Genomic DNA, 16,513 nt, shown 5'->3' on the forward strand with positions numbered 1-16,513 from the left:
CTTTCCGCCCGGGGTCGGGGCGACAGATAGAAAGCGGCCGGCCGAGGGGTTCGCCCCCGGCCGGCCGCTTCAGGAGTTACGAGATCAGGACTTGGGGCTCGCAGGCGAGTCGACCGTGATCGACCCGTCGATGATGCCCTGCTTGATCTTGTCGAGCTCGCCCTGCAGGCCCGGGTCGACCTTCGACTCGAAGTCGTGGAACGGAGCCAGGCCCACGCCGTCGTTCTTGAGCGTGCCGACGTACGGGGTGTTCGAGAACTTGCCGTCGGCCGCCGACTTCACGACCGCCTGCACGGAGGGGTCGATGCCCTTCATGACGGACGTGAGCAGGATGCTGCGCACCGACGGGTCGGTGTTGTACACGTCCGCGTCGACACCGATCATCACGATGGACTTGCCGGAGTTCTTGATCGCGGTCGCCGCCGACTGATAGATCGGGCCGCCGACCGGCATGATCACGTCGGCGCCCTGGTCGATGATGCCCTGGGCCGTGTTCTGCGCGGTGTCGTTGGCGTCGAAGCCGCCCGTGAAGGAGCCCTTCTGGCTCTGCACGTTCCAGCCGACGACCTTGACGTCCTTGTTCTTCTGCTTGTTGTAGTACGCGACGCCGTCGGCGAAGCCGTCCATGAAGATCGTCACGGTCGGGATCTGCTGACCGCCGAAGGTGCCGACGGTGCCGGTCTTCGAGTAGCTCGCCGCGGCGTAGCCGCCGAGGAAGGCCGCCTGCGCGGTGTCGAAGATGATCGGCTGCACGTTGTCAGCGGTGATCGAGTTGTCGTCGATGATCGCGAAGTCGGTGTCGGGGTTCTGCGCTGCGGCCGACTTCGTCGCGTCGGCGAGGTTGAAGCCGACCGTGATGATCAGGTTGCAGTTCTGCGCGACCATGCTCGAGATGTTCGGCTGGTAGTCGGCGTCGGTCTTCGACTCGGCCTTCTTGTACTCGACGCCGAGGGACTTCGAGGCGCTGACCAGGCCGTTGAAGCCGAGCTCGTTGAACGAGTGGTCGTCGAAGCCGCCGGAGTCGGAGATCATGCAGGGCAGGAAATCCTTCTTGGCCGCGGTCGACCCGTCGCCGGATTCAGACGGCGCCTGGGCGCAACCGGCGAGCAGCGCCACGCCGCTCGCAACGGCGATCGCCGAGACGATCGCCTTCCGTGCTGTGTTCTTCACTTTTACCCCTCCACAGGTATTGCAGGGTGCCGCGCGGGTGCATGCGGGGGCACCAGAAGAAGCTACCTAATCGCCGGGGGTGCCCCGTGCCAGATCGGCTGTTCTTAATGCGGCCGTTACATCTGCCGGGTCAGAGGACGTCGGTCGAGCCCTGCAGCTTCAGCGCGTCGACGACGGACTTCACGCGCTGCGCGTTCTCGGTCGTCGTCACGAGCAGCGCATCCGGGGTGTCGACCACGACGATGTCCTTGACCCCGATCAGGCTGATGATGCGCTTCGACTGGCTCACCACGATGCCGCTCGACGCGTCGGCGAGAACGCGGGCGTCTTCGCCGAGGATCGCCAGCTCGGCCTTGCGGCCGCCGGAGTTCACCTTGGCCAGCGAGGCGAAGTCGCCGACGTCGTCCCAGCGGAACTGCCCGGGGACGACCGCCATGCGGCCCTGCGCGGCGGCCGGCTCGGCGACCGAGTAGTCGATGGCGACCTTCTCGAGCCGCGGCCAGATGCGGTCGACGGCGGGGCCGCGCTTGCTCGGCTCGTCCCAGACGGACGCCAGGTCGAGGATCTGGCGGTGCAGCTGCGGCTTGGTCTTCGCGAGCTCGTCGAGCAGCACGTCGGCGCGCGAGACGAACATGCTCGCGTTCCACAGGTAGCCGCCGTCGCGCAGGTAGCCGCGGGCCGTCGCCAGATCGGGCTTCTCGACGAACGACTCGACGGCACGGCCGCTCGGGGCCCCCTCGACGCCGAGCGGTGCGCCCTGCTTGATGTAGCCGAAGCCGACGGCGGGCTCGGTCGGGCGGATGCCGACGGTCGCGATGTACCCGGCGTCCGCGACCCGCACGGCCTCGCGCACGGCGCTCTCGAACAGGTTCAGCTGGCTGATGATGTGGTCGGCGGCGAAGGAGCCGATGATGACATCGGGCTCGCGGCGGTGCAGGATCGCCGCGGCCAGGCAGATCGCGACCGTCGAGTCGCGGGGGTCGGCCTCGAGCACGATGTTGGCGTCGGTCAGGTCGGGCAGCTGCTCTTCGACGGCGCCGCGGTGCGCGCGGCCCGTGACCACCATGATGCGGTCATTGCCGCTGAGCGGGACGAGCCGGTCCCACGTGTCGCGCAGCAGGCTGTGCCCGCTACCGCTCAGGTCGTGCAGGAACTTCGGCGCCTCGGCCCGCGACAGCGGCCAGAGCCGGGAGCCCACCCCGCCGGCCGGGATCACGGCGTGGAAACGAGACAGGGCATCGCTGGTGCTGGCCATGACGCATAAGCCTAGAGGGCGCTCCTGCGCCGTCGAAGTTACACCGGTGTGCTTCCGCGGTTCACAGCAGGTTCACCGCGCCGCCACGATGCCTTCTTAACTTCAGCACCATGCGGGTAGCTGTGGTCAGCGAGAGCTTTCTTCCCACGGTCAACGGCGTCACGACGAGTGTGTGCCGGGTCCTCGAGCAGCTCGCGGCAGCGGGGCACAAGGCGATGGTGATCAGCCCGGCGACGCCCAAGGTGCCGACCGAATACGCCGGATTCCCCGTGCACACCGTGCCCGCGATGGCCTACCGCCAGTTCCCCGTCGGCCTGCCGAACCCGCAGGTGGCGCGCCTGCTCGCCGACTTCCGTCCCGACGTGCTGCACGCGGCGAGCCCGTTCCTGCTGGGCGCGCAGGCCATCGCGGCCGCGAACCGGCTGGGCGTGGCATCCGTCGCCATCTATCAGACGGATGTCGCGGGCTTCGCGCGCCGCAATCGACTCGGTCTCGCGCAGGGCGCCGTCTGGCGCCTGCTCAAGTGGGTGCACGAGGGTGCGACGCTCACGCTCGCGCCGTCGACCTCGTCGCTCGCCGACCTCGAGGCGGCCGGCTTCGAGCGGCTCGGCCGCTGGGGCCGCGGCGTCGACCTCGAGCGCTACCACCCGAACAACCGCGGCTCGGCGCTCGCCAGGCGCTACCGCGAGTTCCTCTCCCCCGGCGGCGAGGTCGTCGTGGGCTACATCGGGCGCATCGCCCCCGAGAAGCAGGTCGAGCGGCTGCGCTGCCTGCGCGGCATCCCCGGCATGCGCCTGGCCGTCGTCGGCGACGGCCCCGCCATGCCTGCCGTGCAGAGGGCCCTGCGCCCGCTGCCCGTGACCTATCTCGGCCGGCTCGCCGGCGACGAGCTCGCGGCCGCCTACGCCGCGCTCGACGTGTTCGTGCACACCGGCGAGGAGGAGACCTTCGGCCAGACCGTGCAGGAGGCGCACGCGTCGGGCCTGCCGGTCGTCGCCCCGGCTGCCGGCGGCCCGCTCGATCTCGTCGAGTACGGCGCCGACGGCTTCCTGTTCCGCGACGACCACGAGCTGCGTAACCAGGTGCGGGCCCTCGTCGGGGACGGCGCGCTGAGGGGGCGCCTCGGCGAGGCCGGGCGCCGCGCGGTGCTCGGGCGCTCGTGGGCGGACATCTGCGGCGAGCTGTTCGCGCACTACGAAGCAGCACGCGCGCAGGTGCCTCGGCCCGCGCAGGTCCCCGCATAGGCGCCGGGGGTACCCTCAAGGGTTGGCGAGGGCGGATGCCCGAGCCGTCCGTGCGTCCCGGGGAGGTGTATCGCTCATGGCTCAGCGCAGACTCCGTGTCCTGCCGTCGATGCCGTTCGTAGGTCGTCGGAACGCGGCGTCGAGTCCGTCGGCGCCGAGCACGGCGCCCACTCCCCCCAGGCCCGGGCGGCGCACCATCGTCGACTCGGCGATCTATCAGGGCGGCATCCGCGTCGCCTCGCCCACTTCGCTCGCCGAGACGTTCCGCGCGCTGCACGACACCCCGGGCGGGATGGCGTGGATCGGGCTGTACCGGCCGTCGCAGGCCGAGATCCACTCGCTCGCCGAGGAGTTCGACCTGCACGAGCTCGCCGTCGAGGACGCGATCTCGGCGCATCAGCGCCCCAAGCTCGAGCGCTACGACGACACGCTCTTCGTGGTGCTGCGCGCCGCCGACTACCTCGACGTGCCCGAAGAGGTCGCCTTCGGCGAGCTGCACCTGTTCGTCGGCCAGAACTTCGTCATCACGGTGCGCCACAGCGAGTCGCCCGACCTCTCGCACGTGCGCCGCCGCATGGAGGCCGACCCCGAGCTGCTCGCCATGGGAACGCAGGCGGTGCTGTTCGCGATCATCGACACGGTCGTCGACGAGTACGCGCCCGTCGTCGCCGGTCTCGCCAACGACATCGACGAGATCGAGAGCCAGGTGTTCGACAGCCAGGACGCCCAGGTCTCGCGGCGCATCTACGAGCTCTCGAGCGAGGTGATCGACTTCCAGCGCGCGATCCATCCGCTCGCGACGGTCGTGGACAACCTGCAGGCGGGCGCCGAGAAGTACCACGTCAACGAGGAGCTGCAGCGCAACCTGCGCGACGTCGCCGACCACCTCACGGTCGTCAACGAGCGCGTCGACGGATTCCGCTCGATGCTGCGCGACATCCTCACCGTGAACGCGACGCTCGTGAGCGAGCGGCAGAACGCGCGCATGCAGGCGCTCTCAGAGCTCAGCCACCAGCAGGGCGAGGACACGAAGAGGATCTCCGCGTGGGCGGCGATCCTGTTCGCGCCGACCCTCATCGCGAGCATCTACGGCATGAACTTCACGGACATGCCCGAGCTGCACTGGGTGCTCGGCTACCCGTTCGCGGTGTTCCTGATGTTCGTTCTGGGCTTCGGTCTGTATTTCTGGTTCCGGCGCCGCAACTGGCTCTGATCGGGCCCGATTTGTCTTGACGTCGAGACAAATTAGGGTGGCCTTAGTGACGGTCGCCGGGGCGCGCGCCCTAGACTGATGCCGCAAGAGACGGATGCACCGCAGCACCCGTTCGCACCGCCAGGGAGGGTTGTCCGTGTCAAGCCAGACGATCGAAGCCCCCACGCCGAGGCCCTCTCGGCTGGGTGGAACGCTGTATCGGGGCCGCGAGGGCATGTGGTCCTGGGTGCTGCACCGCATCACCGGCGTCGCGATCTTCTTCTTCCTGCTGGTGCACGTGCTCGACTCGGTCGTGCTGAACATCTCGCCAGAGGCATACAACGCCGTCATCGGCACCTACAAGAACCCGCTGCTCGGGCTCGGCGAGGCAGCGCTCGTCGCCGCCATCTGCTTCCACGCGGTCAACGGCCTGCGCATCATCGCGGTCGACCTGTGGACCTGGGCGACCCGCCACCAGCGCCTGCTGTTCTGGATCGTCGTCGCGATCTGGGTGGTCCTCATGGCCGGGTTCCTGCCGATCCAGCTGCACAACGTCTTCACGGAGCCGAGCCACTCATGACGACCATCGACGCGCCCCGCGCCCCCCAGACCCCCGCTCAGCGGAAGAAGAGCCGCACCAATTGGGAGAAGTGGGGCTGGATGTACATGCGGATCTCGGGCGTCGTGCTCGTGGTCCTGATCTTCGGCCACCTCTTCGTCAACCTCGTGCAGGGCGACGGCATCAAGGCCGTCGACTGGGCGTTCGTCGCCGGCAAGTGGGCCTCGCCGTTCTGGCGCATCTGGGACGGCCTGATGCTGTGGCTCGCCCTCATCCACGGCGGCAACGGCATGCGCACTCTCGTGAACGACTACGCGCACAACCAGACGATCAACCGGGTGCTCAAGTGGGGCATCCTGCTCGCCGTCATCATTCTGCTGATCCTCGGCACCTACACGGTCACGGCCTTCGACCCGTGCCCGACCGACCCCAGCCTGAGCTTCTGCAAGTAGAGAACCGAACAGAGAACGAGAACGTGACCGACGCACACGCCCCCGAGGCACAGGCCGCCGTCGTCGACGGAGTCCACCACCACCAGTTCGACATCGTGATCATCGGCGCAGGAGGCGCCGGCATGCGCGCCGCGATCGCCGCGGCCGAGGAAGCGCAGGGCACGTCCGTGAGCGTCGGCGTGATCACCAAGCTCTACCCCACGCGCTCGCACACGGGCGCCGCCCAGGGCGGCATGGCCGCGGCCCTCGCGAACGTCGAAGAGGACAACGCCGAGTGGCACACCTACGACACGATCAAGGGCGGCGACTACCTGGTCGACCAGGATGCCGCGCAGATCCTCGCCAAGGAGGCCATCGACGCGGTCATCGACCTCGAGAACATGGGCCTGCCCTTCAACCGCACCCCAGAGGGCAAGATCGACCAGCGCCGCTTCGGCGGCCACACCCGCGACCACGGCAAGGCCCCGGTGCGCCGCGCGTGCTACGCCGCCGACCGCACGGGCCACATGATCCTGCAGACGCTGTTCCAGAACTGCGTCAAGCTCGGCGTCAACTTCTTCAACGAGTACTACGCCCTCGACCTGCTCTACACCGAGGGCAAGGTCTCGGGCGTCGTCGCCTACGAGCTCGCCTCGGGCCAGCTGCACGTCTTCCAGGCCAAGGCCGTCATCTTCGCCACGGGCGGCTTCGGCAAGATGTTCAAGACCACGTCGAACGCGCACACCCTGACCGGCGACGGCGTCGGCATGATCTGGCGCCGCGGCCTGCCCCTCGAGGACATGGAGTTCTTCCAGTTCCACCCGACCGGCCTGGCCGGCCTCGGCATCCTGCTCACCGAGGGCGCGCGCGGTGAGGGCGCGATCCTGCGCAACGCGAGCGGCGAGCGCTTCATGGAGCGCTACGCGCCGACCATCAAGGACCTCGCGCCGCGCGACATCGTCGCCCGCTGCATGGTGCAGGAGGTGCGCGAGGGGCGCGGCGCCGGCCCGAACAAGGACTACGTGCTGCTCGACTGCACCCACCTCGGCGCCGAGGTGCTCGAGACGAAGCTGCCCGACATCACCGAGTTCGCGCGCCTGTACCTCGGCATCGACCCCGTCGTCGAGCCCGTGCCCGTGATGCCGACCGCCCACTACGCGATGGGCGGGATCCCGACCAACACCGACGCCGAGGTGCTGCTCGACAACACGACGCCGGTGCCCGGCCTGTATGCCGCGGGCGAGTGCGCCTGCGTCTCGGTGCACGGCTCGAACCGCCTCGGCACCAACTCGCTGCTCGACATCAACGTCTTCGGCAAGCGCGCCGGTCAGAACGCCGTCGCGTACGTGCAGGGCGTCGACTTCACGCCGCTTCCCGACGACCCGGCGAAGGGCGTGCGCACGCTCGTCGAGCAGGTCAGGGGCGCGAGCGGCAGCGAGAGCATCGCGACCCTGCGCAAGACCCTGCAGGAGAACATGGACGACAAGGCGCAGGTCTACCGCACGGCGGACTCGCTGCGCGAGATGCTGCACATCATCCACGACCTGCGCCAGCGCTACAAGAACATCGGCATCCACGACCGCGGCTCGCGCTTCAACACCGACCTGCTCGAGGCGATCGAGCTCGGCTTCCTGCTCGACCTCGCCGAGGTCGTCGTCTACTCGGCGATGAACCGCGAGGAGTCCCGCGGCGGCCACATGCGCGAGGACTTCCAGAAGCGCGACGACGAGAACTGGATGAAGCACACGATGGCCTACCTGACGGGCGACGCGACGTCGCCCGACCCGGAGGACCACATCAAGCTCGACTACAAGCCGGTGGTCTTCGTGAAGGGCGACGACGGCGAGCTGCTGTACCCGCCGATGGAGAGGAAGTACTGATGTCGACTGCAACGGACACGATCAACGACGGTGCCGCTCCCGCGAGCGCGGCGCCGGCCATCGACGTCATCCTGGCCACCGTCATCATCCGCCGCTACGACCCCGAGGTCGACAGCGAGCCGCGCTGGGTCGACTACGACGTCGAGGTCTACTCGACCGACCGCGTGCTCGACGTGCTGCACAAGATCAAGTGGGAGCAGGACGGGTCGCTCTCGTTCCGACGCTCATGCGCCCACGGCGTCTGCGGCTCCGACGCGATGCGCATCAACGGGCGCAACCGCCTGGCGTGCAAGACCCTGATGAAGGACCTCGACCTGTCGAAGCCCGTCTACGTCGAGGCGATCAAGGGCCTTCCCCTCGAGAAGGACCTGATCGTCAACATGGACCCGTTCTTCGAGTCCTTCCGCGAGGTCCAGCCGTTCCTGCAGTCGCACCAGCCGACCCACGAGGGCAAGGAGCGCCTGCAGTCCCCCGAAGACCGCGAGCGCTTCGACGACACCACCAAGTGCATCCTGTGCGCGGCATGCACCTCGTCGTGCCCCGTGTTCTGGACCGACGGCCAGTACTTCGGCCCGGCCGCGATCGTCAACGCGCACCGCTTCATCTTCGACTCCCGCGACGACGAGTCGCAGGTGCGCCTCGACATCCTGAACGACAAGGAGGGCGTGTGGCGCTGCCGCACGACCTTCAACTGCACCGAGGCGTGCCCCCGCGGCATCCAGATCACCCAGGCGATCGCCGAGGTGAAGCAGGCCGTGATCCGCGGCCGCCGCTAGTCGCCACCCCAGTCGTCGCCACTTTCTGCCGCCTCGATCGCGAGGATGCCGCAGAAGGTGGCGACGATTTCGCTGTGCCCCTACGCTCAGGCCATGGCGCTCATTTCGTCCGGCTTCCTGGGCCGACGCCGCAGCGACCCGTCGCTGCCACCCGGTCAGTACCTGACCGAGTCCTTCCCCGTGCTCTCGGCCGGCCCCACGCCCCGCGTCAGCACCGATCAGTGGACGTTCACCCTGGATCTCGGCCGCGGCGAGAAGAAGGTCTGGGACTGGGCGGAGTTCATGGCCCTTCCCCAGCAGGAGGTGACGACCGACATCCACTGCGTCACGAGCTGGTCGAAGCTCGGCACCACCTGGCGCGGCGTGGCGATCGACACGCTCTTCGAAGGCGTCGAACACGAGTTCCAGTACACGATGGCGCACTCCTACGGCGGGTACACGACGAACGTGCCGCTCGCCGACCTGCTCGGCGGAAAGGCCTGGGTCGCGTGGGAGTTCGACGGCGAGCCGCTGGCGCCCGAGCACGGCGGCCCCGCCCGGCTGCTCGTGCCGCACCTGTACTTCTGGAAGTCCGCGAAGTGGGTGAGCGGCCTCGAGCTGATCCCGAACGACCAGCCCGGGTTCTGGGAGTCCAACGGGTATCACCTGCGGGGCGACCCCTGGCTCGAGCAGCGCTACTGGTGAGCGACGCGAGCGCCGCCACCGACGCGCAGCATCGCGCAGCGAACACGTGGCGGGTCGCCGAGGTGATCGCTGCGCGATTCGAGACGGATGCCGCGCGCACCCTGCGGTTGCGCGCGCCGGGCCTCGGCTCCGAGCTCGCTGGGCAGCACATCGACGTCCGCCTCACCGCCCCCGACGGGTACACCGCCCAGCGCTCGTACTCGCTCGCGAGCGCCGAGGGCGGCGATGAGGCAGAGATCACCGTCGAGGAGCTCGCGGACGGCGAAGTGAGCCCCTACCTCGTGCGCGGCGTGCAGCTCGGCGAGCAGCTCGAGGTGCGCGGCCCCGTCGGCGGCTGGTTCGTGTGGCACCCCGAGGACGAGTCGCCCGTGGTGCTGATCGCCGGCGGCTCGGGCGTCGTGCCGCTCATGGCGATGGCCCGCCGGCACAGACTCCTGCGCAGCCGGGTGCCCTTCACGCTGCTCTATTCGGTCCGCTCCCCCGACCGCGTGATCTACCGCGACGAGCTGCACGAGCTCGCGGCCGACGCCGAGGCGCCGTTCGAGCTGATGCTGTTCTACACGCGGGAGGCGCCGCCCGAGGTGACCCGGCCGCCCGGTCGCCTCACCCGCGACGAGGTCGCGATGGCGGCGATGGACGAGAACGTGCGCTTCTTCATCTGCGGCCCCACTGCCTTCGTCGAAACCGTCGCGAACCGGCTGATCGACGACGGATTCGACCCCGACCGCATCAAGACGGAGCGCTTCGGAGGCTGAGGGCGCCCGCCAGGGGCGCCAGCGGTCCCTGTCGTCACGAAAGCGGCTCAGCGGTGCGTGCGGGCCGCCTTCGTGACGACCGCGCGCGCGTCGGCGGCCGATCGCTGCGCGAGCGCCAGCGCGGCGAGCTCGCGCGCCTCGGCGAGCGTGTGCCGCAGAAGCTCGGCCCGCACCTCGCCGAGCAGTGCGGGCGACATCGAGAGCTCCGTCGCCCCGAGCCCGAGCAGCACGACGGCGAGCAGCGGGTCGCCCGCGGCCTCGCCGCACACCCCGACCGGCACCCCCGCCGCGCGCCCCGCGTCGCCGACGAGCCGCGCGAGCCGCAGCACCGCGGGGTGCCACGGGTCCTGGAAGGCCGCCACGGAACCGAGCATGCGGTCGGCCGCCAGCGTGTACTGCGTGAGGTCGTTCGTGCCGATCGACATGAAGTCGACGAGCGGAGCGAGCTGGTCGGCGAGCACGGCCGACGACGGCACCTCGACCGTGATGCCGACCGAGCCGACGCCGAGCGAGCGGGCGAGCTCGACGAAGTACGCCGTCTCATCGGCATCCGCCACCATCGGCGCCATCACCCCGAGCTCGACACCGGTCAGCTCACGCGCCGCCACGAGCGCCCGCAGCTGGTCGCGCAGCACGCTCTCGTGCTCGCGCAGCGCGCGCAGCCCGCGCCGCCCGAGCGCCGGATTCTCCTCGTGCACGTGCCCGAGGAAGGCGAGTTGCTTGTCGGCGCCCGCATCGAGCACGCGCACGAGCACCCGCCGCCCAGCGAACGGCCGGAACGCCTCGGCGTAGCGGTCGGTCTGTTCGGAGACCGACGGCGCCGCCTGCGAGTCGAGGTAGAGGAACTCGGTGCGCAGCAGGCCGACGCCCTCTGCGCCGAGGGCGACCGCGGCCGCGGCATCCGTCGCGTCGCCGAGATTGGCGAGCAGCGGAACGGCGGTGCCGTCCGCGAGGGCACCCGGAGTCGGCGCGCACGGCGCGGAACTGTCGTCCGCGGCGCGCACGCCGTCGATCTCGGCACGACTCGGATCGGTCACCACGACGCCAGCCGGGGCGTCGACGACGACCACTTGGCCGTCTGCGAGCTCGTCGCACCCGGAGGCGCCGACGATCGCCGGCAGGCGCCGCTGCTTGGCGAGGATCGCCGTGTGCGAGGTCGGGCTGCCCGCCGCCGTCACGATGGCGAGCACCTTGTCGAGATCCAGCGCGGCCGTGTCCGCCGGCGCGAGATCGTGGGCGACGAGCACGAAGGGGCGATCGGATGCCGGCACCTGCGGCACCCCGACCCCCATCAGCCGTGCGACCGCACGCCGACAGACGTCCTCGAGGTCTGCCGCGCGCTCGGCCATCAGCCCGCCCACGGCCTCGAGCATGCGGCGGTACCCGCCGAAGGCGTCGAACACGGCGCGCTCGGCGCACTGCCCCGCGTCGATGCGGGCGGTGGCGTCGTCGATGACGGTCGGGTCCTGCGCCATGAGCGCCTGCGCCGCGAGCACGTCGCGCGCGGCTCCGTCGACGAGGGCGGCGCGGCTCGAGAGCTCCGCCGCGGTCTCGGCGAGGGCGGCGAGCAGGCGCGCGCGCTCGGACGAGGCATCCCCGGTTCGCGGCGCGTCCGCCGGCTCGGCGACGGGCTCGGCCATGCGCAGCACCTCGCCGACGGCGACGCCGCGACCGACGCCGATGCCGCTGATGCGCATGCTCCTCCTTCTGGTGCCTCGGCGGACGAGTTTATCCGCCGCTCGCGGCACGCGGTCGCGGGGCGCCGGAACCCCGGGCGACCGGGGAAGATGATCACCATGGAGGTCCGCGAGACGACCAACACCGCCGTCGAGCAGGTGAAGGACGTCGTCGACCGCGCGCAGCGCACGCGGCCGGCTCGCGTCATCCAGCGCTACAGCGACGCCAACGGGCCGCTGCTCGGGGCAGGAATGGCGTACCGCTCGCTGTTCGCGATCTTCGCAGCCGTGTGGGTGGGGTTCTCGGTCGCGGGCATCTGGGTGACATCGAACCAGGCCGTCTACGGCCAGCTCGTCATCCTCGTGAACCAGGCTGTTCCGAACCTGATCGGCCCGAGCGGCGCGATCTCGAGCGAGATCATCAACACGGCCAACCGCACGCTGTCGGTCACGGGCATCATCGCCCTCGCAGGCCTCGTCTGGACCGCGCTCGGCTGGCTCGGGGCGACCCGCACGGCGATCCGCGTGATCTTCGACGTCGGCAACGACCAGCGCAACTTCTTCGTGCAGAAGGCCATCGACTCGGTGCAGGCCCTGGTGTTCGGGCTCGGGCTGATCGCGTCGGCGCTCATCGCGCTGCTGACGACGCAGCTGCTCGAGCAGATCCTCGACTACATGGGCTTCGACCCCGACTCCACGCCGTCGCGCGTGGGCGTCTACGGGCTCACGGTCGCCGTCTCTCTGCTCATCAACTTCGGCACGCTCGCGGCCATGTACCGGGTGCTCTCGCGCCTCTACATCCCCTGGCGCAACCTGATCGTCGGCGCGGCGATGGGCGCCGTCGCCCTCGCCGTGCTGAGCCAGGCGAGCAGCTACCTGCTGCGCGGGGCGTCCCGGAACCCGCTGCTCGCCTCGTTCGCGGTCTTCGTCGGTCTGCTGCTGTGGTTCAACTTCGTCTGCCAGGTGATCCTGATCGCGGCATCCTGGATCGCCGTCGGCATGGAGGATCGCGGTATGTCCGCCCGCCGGATGTCGGCGGAGGAGGCCGCGCACGAGCGGCTGCGGCAGGAGTATCAGCGAGATCTCGAGGATGCCCGGCGCGCGGTGCGCACGGCGAACGAGGTCCATGAGCGGGTCACGGGGTGGCGCCGGCGACGGCGCGCGCGTCGCCTGCTGCTGCGCGCCCTGCGGCACCTGCGCATCGTGACCGCCAACGACCCCGACCGCAAGCATGTCGGACGCCCCGACTAGGCTTTTCCCATGGCGAAATCCACGTCCCTGCGCATCGCATCGGTCAATGTGAACGGCATCCGCGCCGCTTACCGCAAGGGCATGGGCGACTGGGTGAACAGCCGCGGCGCCGACATCATCGCCATCCAAGAGGTGCGCGCGACCGTCGACGACCTCTCTGCGCTGCTCGGGCCCGAGTGGAACATCCTGCACGACGAGGCGACCGCCAAGGGCCGTGCCGGGGTCGCGCTCGCGAGCCGGAACAAGGCCGAGATCCACCGCGTGACCTTCGGCGACGACGACTTCGACTCGGCGGGCCGCTGGCTCGAGGCCGACTACAACGTCGACGGAACGATCGTGACGGTCGTCTCGACCTACGTGCACTCCGGCGAGGTCGACACCCCGAAGCAGGTCGAGAAGTACAAGTTCCTCGACGCGCTGCTGAAGCGACTGCCCGAGCTGCGCGAGCACAACCCGCTGTCGGTGTTCATGGGCGACCTCAACGTGGGCCACCGCACCCTCGATATCAAGAACTGGAAGGGCAACGTGAAGCGCGCGGGCTTCCTGCCCGAAGAGCGCAGGTACTTCGACAAGATCTTCGGCGCGGAAGACGAAGAGGGCTACAACACGGGCAAGGCCGGCCTCGGCTGGATCGACCTGGGCCGCAGGTTCTCGGGCGAGGTCGACGGGCCGTACACGTGGTGGTCGAACCGCGGCCAGGCGTTCGACAACGACACCGGCTGGCGCATCGACTACCAGGTCGCGACGCCCGAACTGGCTGAGAAGGCCACCGCGTACGCCGTCGATCGCTACTCCAGCTACGACGCGCGCTGGTCCGACCACGCGCCGGTCGTCGTCGACTACACGCTGTAGGAACTCCTCTTAGCTAGGGCGGCCCGCCAGACATCCGCTCGCCCTCATCTGAACTGTGAAACGCAAGGAACCCGCATGACCAAGCCCCGCCTCTACTCGGGCATCCAGCCCTCGAGCGACTCGCTGCACCTCGGCAACTACATCGGTGCTCTGCTGCAGTGGCGCGGCATGCAGGACGAATACGACGCGTTCTTCTCGATCGTCGACCTGCACGCTCTGACGAACGCGTCGTTCGACCCGAAGACCCTGGCGGCCGCGTCGCGCGGGCTCGCCGCGCAGTACCTCGCCGCAGGGGTCGAGCCGGGCAAGTCCACGCTCTACGTGCAGTCGCACGTGCCCGCGCACGCGCAGCTCGCCTGGGTGCTGAACACCATCACGGGCTTCGGCGAGGCGAGCCGCATGACGCAGTTCAAAGACAAGTCGCAGCGCTTCGGCGCCGAGGGAACCACGGTCGGCCTGTTCGACTACCCGGTGCTGATGGCCGCCGACATCCTGCTCTTCGACGCAGAGGTGGTGCCGGTGGGCGACGACCAGAAGCAGCACGTCGAGCTGACCCGGAACCTCGCCGAGCGGTTCAACTCGCGGTTCGGCGAGGTGTTCACTGTGCCGGCCGGCAAGTACCCGGAAGAGGGCGCGCGCATCTACGACTTGCAAGAGCCGACCTCGAAGATGTCGAAGTCGGCGGCCACCGACGCGGGGCTGATCTGGGTGCTCGACGAGCCGTCGGTGACGCGCAAGAAGATCATGCGCGCCGTCACCGACACGGGCGCCGAGGTGCGCTACGACTGGGCGTCGAAGCCCGGCGTCACGAACCTGCTCGAGATCTACACGGCGATCACCGGCTCGTCGGTCGAGGCGGCAGAGGGCGAGTTCGCCGGCAAGGGCTACGGCGACTTCAAGCGAGCCGTGGCAGACGCCGTGATCGCCGAGCTCGAGCCTGTGCGCGCCCGTGCGCTCGAGTTGCTCGCCGACCCGGCCGAGCTCGACCGCCTGCTCGCGCTCAACGCGGCCAGGGCGAACGAGGTCGCCGAGGCGACGCTCGCGCGCGTCTACGACGCGGTCGGAATCCTGCCGCGGGGCTGAGTCCGCTCGAGTCTGCTGCGCGGGTCTTTCCGCCCACAGGGCGCGCTTAGGCCGTTCGTACACAGTTTCGGATGTTCGGGTCTGAATGTCGGTGGCCAGAGGTAGCTTGCTGGCATGTCCTCGGTGATCGATGCGCTGCGCAGCCTGGCCCCGGTGGTAGCCGGGTCACTGCCGTGCGGGTCCGATCCCGACGGGCTTTCGGCGGCGGAAGAGGTCGAGGCGGCTCGGCTGCTGGGCGGCATCAGGTCGCAGCTGGACGAGTCCATCGCCGTTCTGGCCGCCGACATCGAGCGCCGCTGCGCGCGAGAGCTCGGCGCCGACGGGCTGGCGGCACGCAACGGCTTCACAGATGGCGCGGGGCTCGTGCAAGACCTGATCGGGGTGCGGCGCGACGAGGCCGCGCGGCTGATCCGCGTCGGCGGGCTGCTCGAGACAGCCGAGGCCGTCGCGCCGCTGCCCGTGGCCGAGCCGGGCGAGAGCGAACCAGCGCCGCCAGCGCGCTCCATCGAGCTGCTACGGGCGCTCGACGGCTCGTGGGCTGCGCCGGTCGCCGTCGCGCTCAGGTACGGCTGGTTGTCTGCGGCGCAGGCCGATGCGCTGCGCACGGGGCTCGGCACGCCTCGTGCGCCTGAGTTCGCCGAAGCGTGGCGCAGCGCCGTGCTTGAGCTGATCGGCGACTGCTGAGTCGGGCACTGGAACCCCGAGGACGTCGGGCGCGCCGCCAACCGCATGCGCGGGTCGCTCGACTCGGCGCTGGCTGCCACCGAAGCGCAGAAGAGATACGAGCTGCGCTCGTTCAGACGCGTCGTGCGCGCCTCCGGAATGGCGCACTACGACATCGATCTCGATCCCGAATCCGACGCGCGCTTCTACGGGCCGATCAGACGTCTGCTGTCGCCCCGCTTCGGCGGCCCCCGGTTCACGAAGAGCGACGACATCGCCAGGGCCGAGGAGCTCGAACACGATGCGCGCACCAACGAGCAGCTCCAGGTCGACACGCTCGTCGACCTCGTCGACCGCGCCGTGAGACATGACAATGGCGACCTGTTCAGGTCGCACGAGCCGCAGGTCATGGTCGCCGTCACCACGGGCGATCTCGAGAAAGCCCGCGAGACCGAGGCAGCCGTCCGCCGCCATCTGACCGGCGACCACGCCGCCTGCCCCGGCGCCGCGCACACCGGCGCCGCCTTCAGAATCAACCGCGCCGACTGCCCCGGCCCTGACGGTGGCATCGCGTGGATCGACGGCCGCGACGAACCCATCACCGCCGCCGACGCGCTGCGCATGCTGTGCGACCGCGGGTACACCCCGGCCCTCTTCGACGAGACCGGCCACGCCATCGACATCGGCAAAGACCAGCGCTACTTCACCCGGAAACAGCGCCGCGCGATCGCCAAGAGAGACGGCAGATGCCTCTACCCCGGCTGCGACCGCCCACCCGAAGACTGCGAGTACCACCACGTCAACCCCTGGGCGGCACACCCCAGCCACCGCAAGTCCGAAGTCCGCGACGGCGTGCTCCTGTGCCGACGACACCACAAACTGCTGCACGACTTCGCCGCCCGCATCGAACGACGCGGTTCCGAGTACTGGCTCTACTGGCCCGGCAAAGTGGCGGCCCGACTGCACTCGAAATCCGGCGTTCAGGTGCAGCTGCACCTGAGCAGGAGGCAGACGTGATCGATGAGCGGATAGCGTGGAGCCG

The 16,513-nt window shown here is 69.6% G+C and carries 15 protein-coding genes and 1 pseudogene; 13 read left to right on the plus strand and 3 right to left on the minus strand.

Features of this window, described 5'->3' with window-relative positions:
- Positions 1 to 84 precede the first annotated feature (84 nt).
- The gene (locus ABD716_RS07005; RefSeq protein WP_344775218.1) at positions 85 to 1,170 is read right to left on the minus strand and encodes a BMP family lipoprotein; all 1,086 of its coding nucleotides are present in this window, start codon (positions 1,168 to 1,170) and stop codon (positions 85 to 87) included.
- Positions 1,171 to 1,300: 130 nt separating this feature from the next.
- Positions 1,301 to 2,425 (minus strand): mannose-1-phosphate guanylyltransferase, encoded by a 1,125-nt coding sequence (locus ABD716_RS07010; RefSeq protein WP_344775220.1) that lies wholly within the window; start codon positions 2,423 to 2,425, stop codon positions 1,301 to 1,303.
- A gap of 110 nt (positions 2,426 to 2,535) precedes the next feature.
- Here ABD716_RS07010 and ABD716_RS07015 point away from each other — a divergent pair, with 110 nt between their 5' ends.
- The 8 genes from ABD716_RS07015 to ABD716_RS07050 all read left to right on the plus strand — a co-directional run bounded on the left by ABD716_RS07015 (position 2,536) and on the right by ABD716_RS07050 (position 9,946).
- The gene (locus ABD716_RS07015) at positions 2,536 to 3,669 is read left to right on the plus strand and encodes a glycosyltransferase family 4 protein (protein WP_344775222.1); all 1,134 of its coding nucleotides are present in this window, start codon (positions 2,536 to 2,538) and stop codon (positions 3,667 to 3,669) included.
- A 76-nt stretch (positions 3,670 to 3,745) separates the two neighbouring features.
- The gene (locus ABD716_RS07020; RefSeq protein ID WP_344775224.1) at positions 3,746 to 4,882 is read left to right on the plus strand and encodes a magnesium and cobalt transport protein CorA; all 1,137 of its coding nucleotides are present in this window, start codon (positions 3,746 to 3,748) and stop codon (positions 4,880 to 4,882) included.
- A 136-nt stretch (positions 4,883 to 5,018) separates the two neighbouring features.
- The gene (sdhC, locus tag ABD716_RS07025; protein WP_344775226.1) at positions 5,019 to 5,441 is read left to right on the plus strand and encodes a succinate dehydrogenase, cytochrome b556 subunit; all 423 of its coding nucleotides are present in this window, start codon (positions 5,019 to 5,021) and stop codon (positions 5,439 to 5,441) included.
- Positions 5,438 to 5,872, plus strand: a complete 435-nt coding sequence (locus tag ABD716_RS07030) for a succinate dehydrogenase hydrophobic membrane anchor subunit (protein ID WP_344775228.1) — start codon at positions 5,438 to 5,440, stop codon at positions 5,870 to 5,872. Before sdhC ends, ABD716_RS07030 begins: the two co-directional genes overlap by 4 nt.
- 23 nt (positions 5,873 to 5,895) lie before the next feature.
- Entirely contained in the window at positions 5,896 to 7,731 is a 1,836-nt protein-coding gene (gene sdhA, locus ABD716_RS07035; protein ID WP_344775230.1) for a succinate dehydrogenase flavoprotein subunit, read from the plus strand.
- On the plus strand, positions 7,731 to 8,507 hold the full coding sequence (locus ABD716_RS07040) for a succinate dehydrogenase iron-sulfur subunit (protein ID WP_344775232.1): 777 nt from the start codon (positions 7,731 to 7,733) through the stop codon (positions 8,505 to 8,507). The genes sdhA and ABD716_RS07040 overlap by 1 nt, the downstream gene beginning before the upstream one ends.
- Positions 8,508 to 8,600: 93 nt before the next feature.
- Positions 8,601 to 9,191 (plus strand): sulfite oxidase-like oxidoreductase, encoded by a 591-nt coding sequence (locus ABD716_RS07045; RefSeq protein ID WP_344775234.1) that lies wholly within the window; start codon positions 8,601 to 8,603, stop codon positions 9,189 to 9,191.
- A complete protein-coding gene (locus ABD716_RS07050) occupies positions 9,188 to 9,946 on the plus strand; it encodes a ferredoxin reductase (protein ID WP_344775236.1) in 759 nt (252 codons plus the stop codon). The genes ABD716_RS07045 and ABD716_RS07050 overlap by 4 nt, the downstream gene beginning before the upstream one ends.
- Positions 9,947 to 9,993: 47 nt before the next feature.
- Here the strand turns inward: ABD716_RS07050 and ptsP are convergent, their stop codons facing one another.
- Positions 9,994 to 11,643, minus strand: coding sequence for a phosphoenolpyruvate--protein phosphotransferase (gene ptsP, locus ABD716_RS07055; protein ID WP_344775238.1), 1,650 nt, complete (start codon positions 11,641 to 11,643; stop codon positions 9,994 to 9,996).
- A gap of 99 nt (positions 11,644 to 11,742) precedes the next feature.
- Here ptsP and ABD716_RS07060 point away from each other — a divergent pair, with 99 nt between their 5' ends.
- The 5 genes and pseudogenes from ABD716_RS07060 to ABD716_RS07080 all read left to right on the plus strand — a co-directional run.
- Positions 11,743 to 12,873 (plus strand): YihY/virulence factor BrkB family protein, encoded by a 1,131-nt coding sequence (locus tag ABD716_RS07060; protein ID WP_344775240.1) that lies wholly within the window; start codon positions 11,743 to 11,745, stop codon positions 12,871 to 12,873.
- Between the two features lie 9 nt (positions 12,874 to 12,882).
- Complete coding sequence (locus ABD716_RS07065) at positions 12,883 to 13,725, plus strand: exodeoxyribonuclease III (RefSeq protein WP_344775242.1); 843 nt, start codon at positions 12,883 to 12,885, stop codon at positions 13,723 to 13,725.
- 75 nt (positions 13,726 to 13,800) lie between these two features.
- The gene (gene trpS, locus ABD716_RS07070; protein WP_344775244.1) at positions 13,801 to 14,808 is read left to right on the plus strand and encodes a tryptophan--tRNA ligase; all 1,008 of its coding nucleotides are present in this window, start codon (positions 13,801 to 13,803) and stop codon (positions 14,806 to 14,808) included.
- A gap of 114 nt (positions 14,809 to 14,922) precedes the next feature.
- Positions 14,923 to 15,492, plus strand: coding sequence for a hypothetical protein (locus ABD716_RS07075; protein ID WP_344775246.1), 570 nt, complete (start codon positions 14,923 to 14,925; stop codon positions 15,490 to 15,492).
- Between the two features lie 21 nt (positions 15,493 to 15,513).
- Positions 15,514 to 16,488 (plus strand): annotated as a pseudogene (locus ABD716_RS07080) (HNH endonuclease signature motif containing protein); the annotation flags it as partial.
- Between the last annotated feature and the right edge of the window lie 25 nt (positions 16,489 to 16,513).

It is taken from the genome of Gryllotalpicola kribbensis (assembly GCF_039538245.1).
Classification (GTDB): Bacteria; Actinomycetota; Actinomycetes; order Actinomycetales; family Microbacteriaceae; genus Gryllotalpicola; species Gryllotalpicola kribbensis.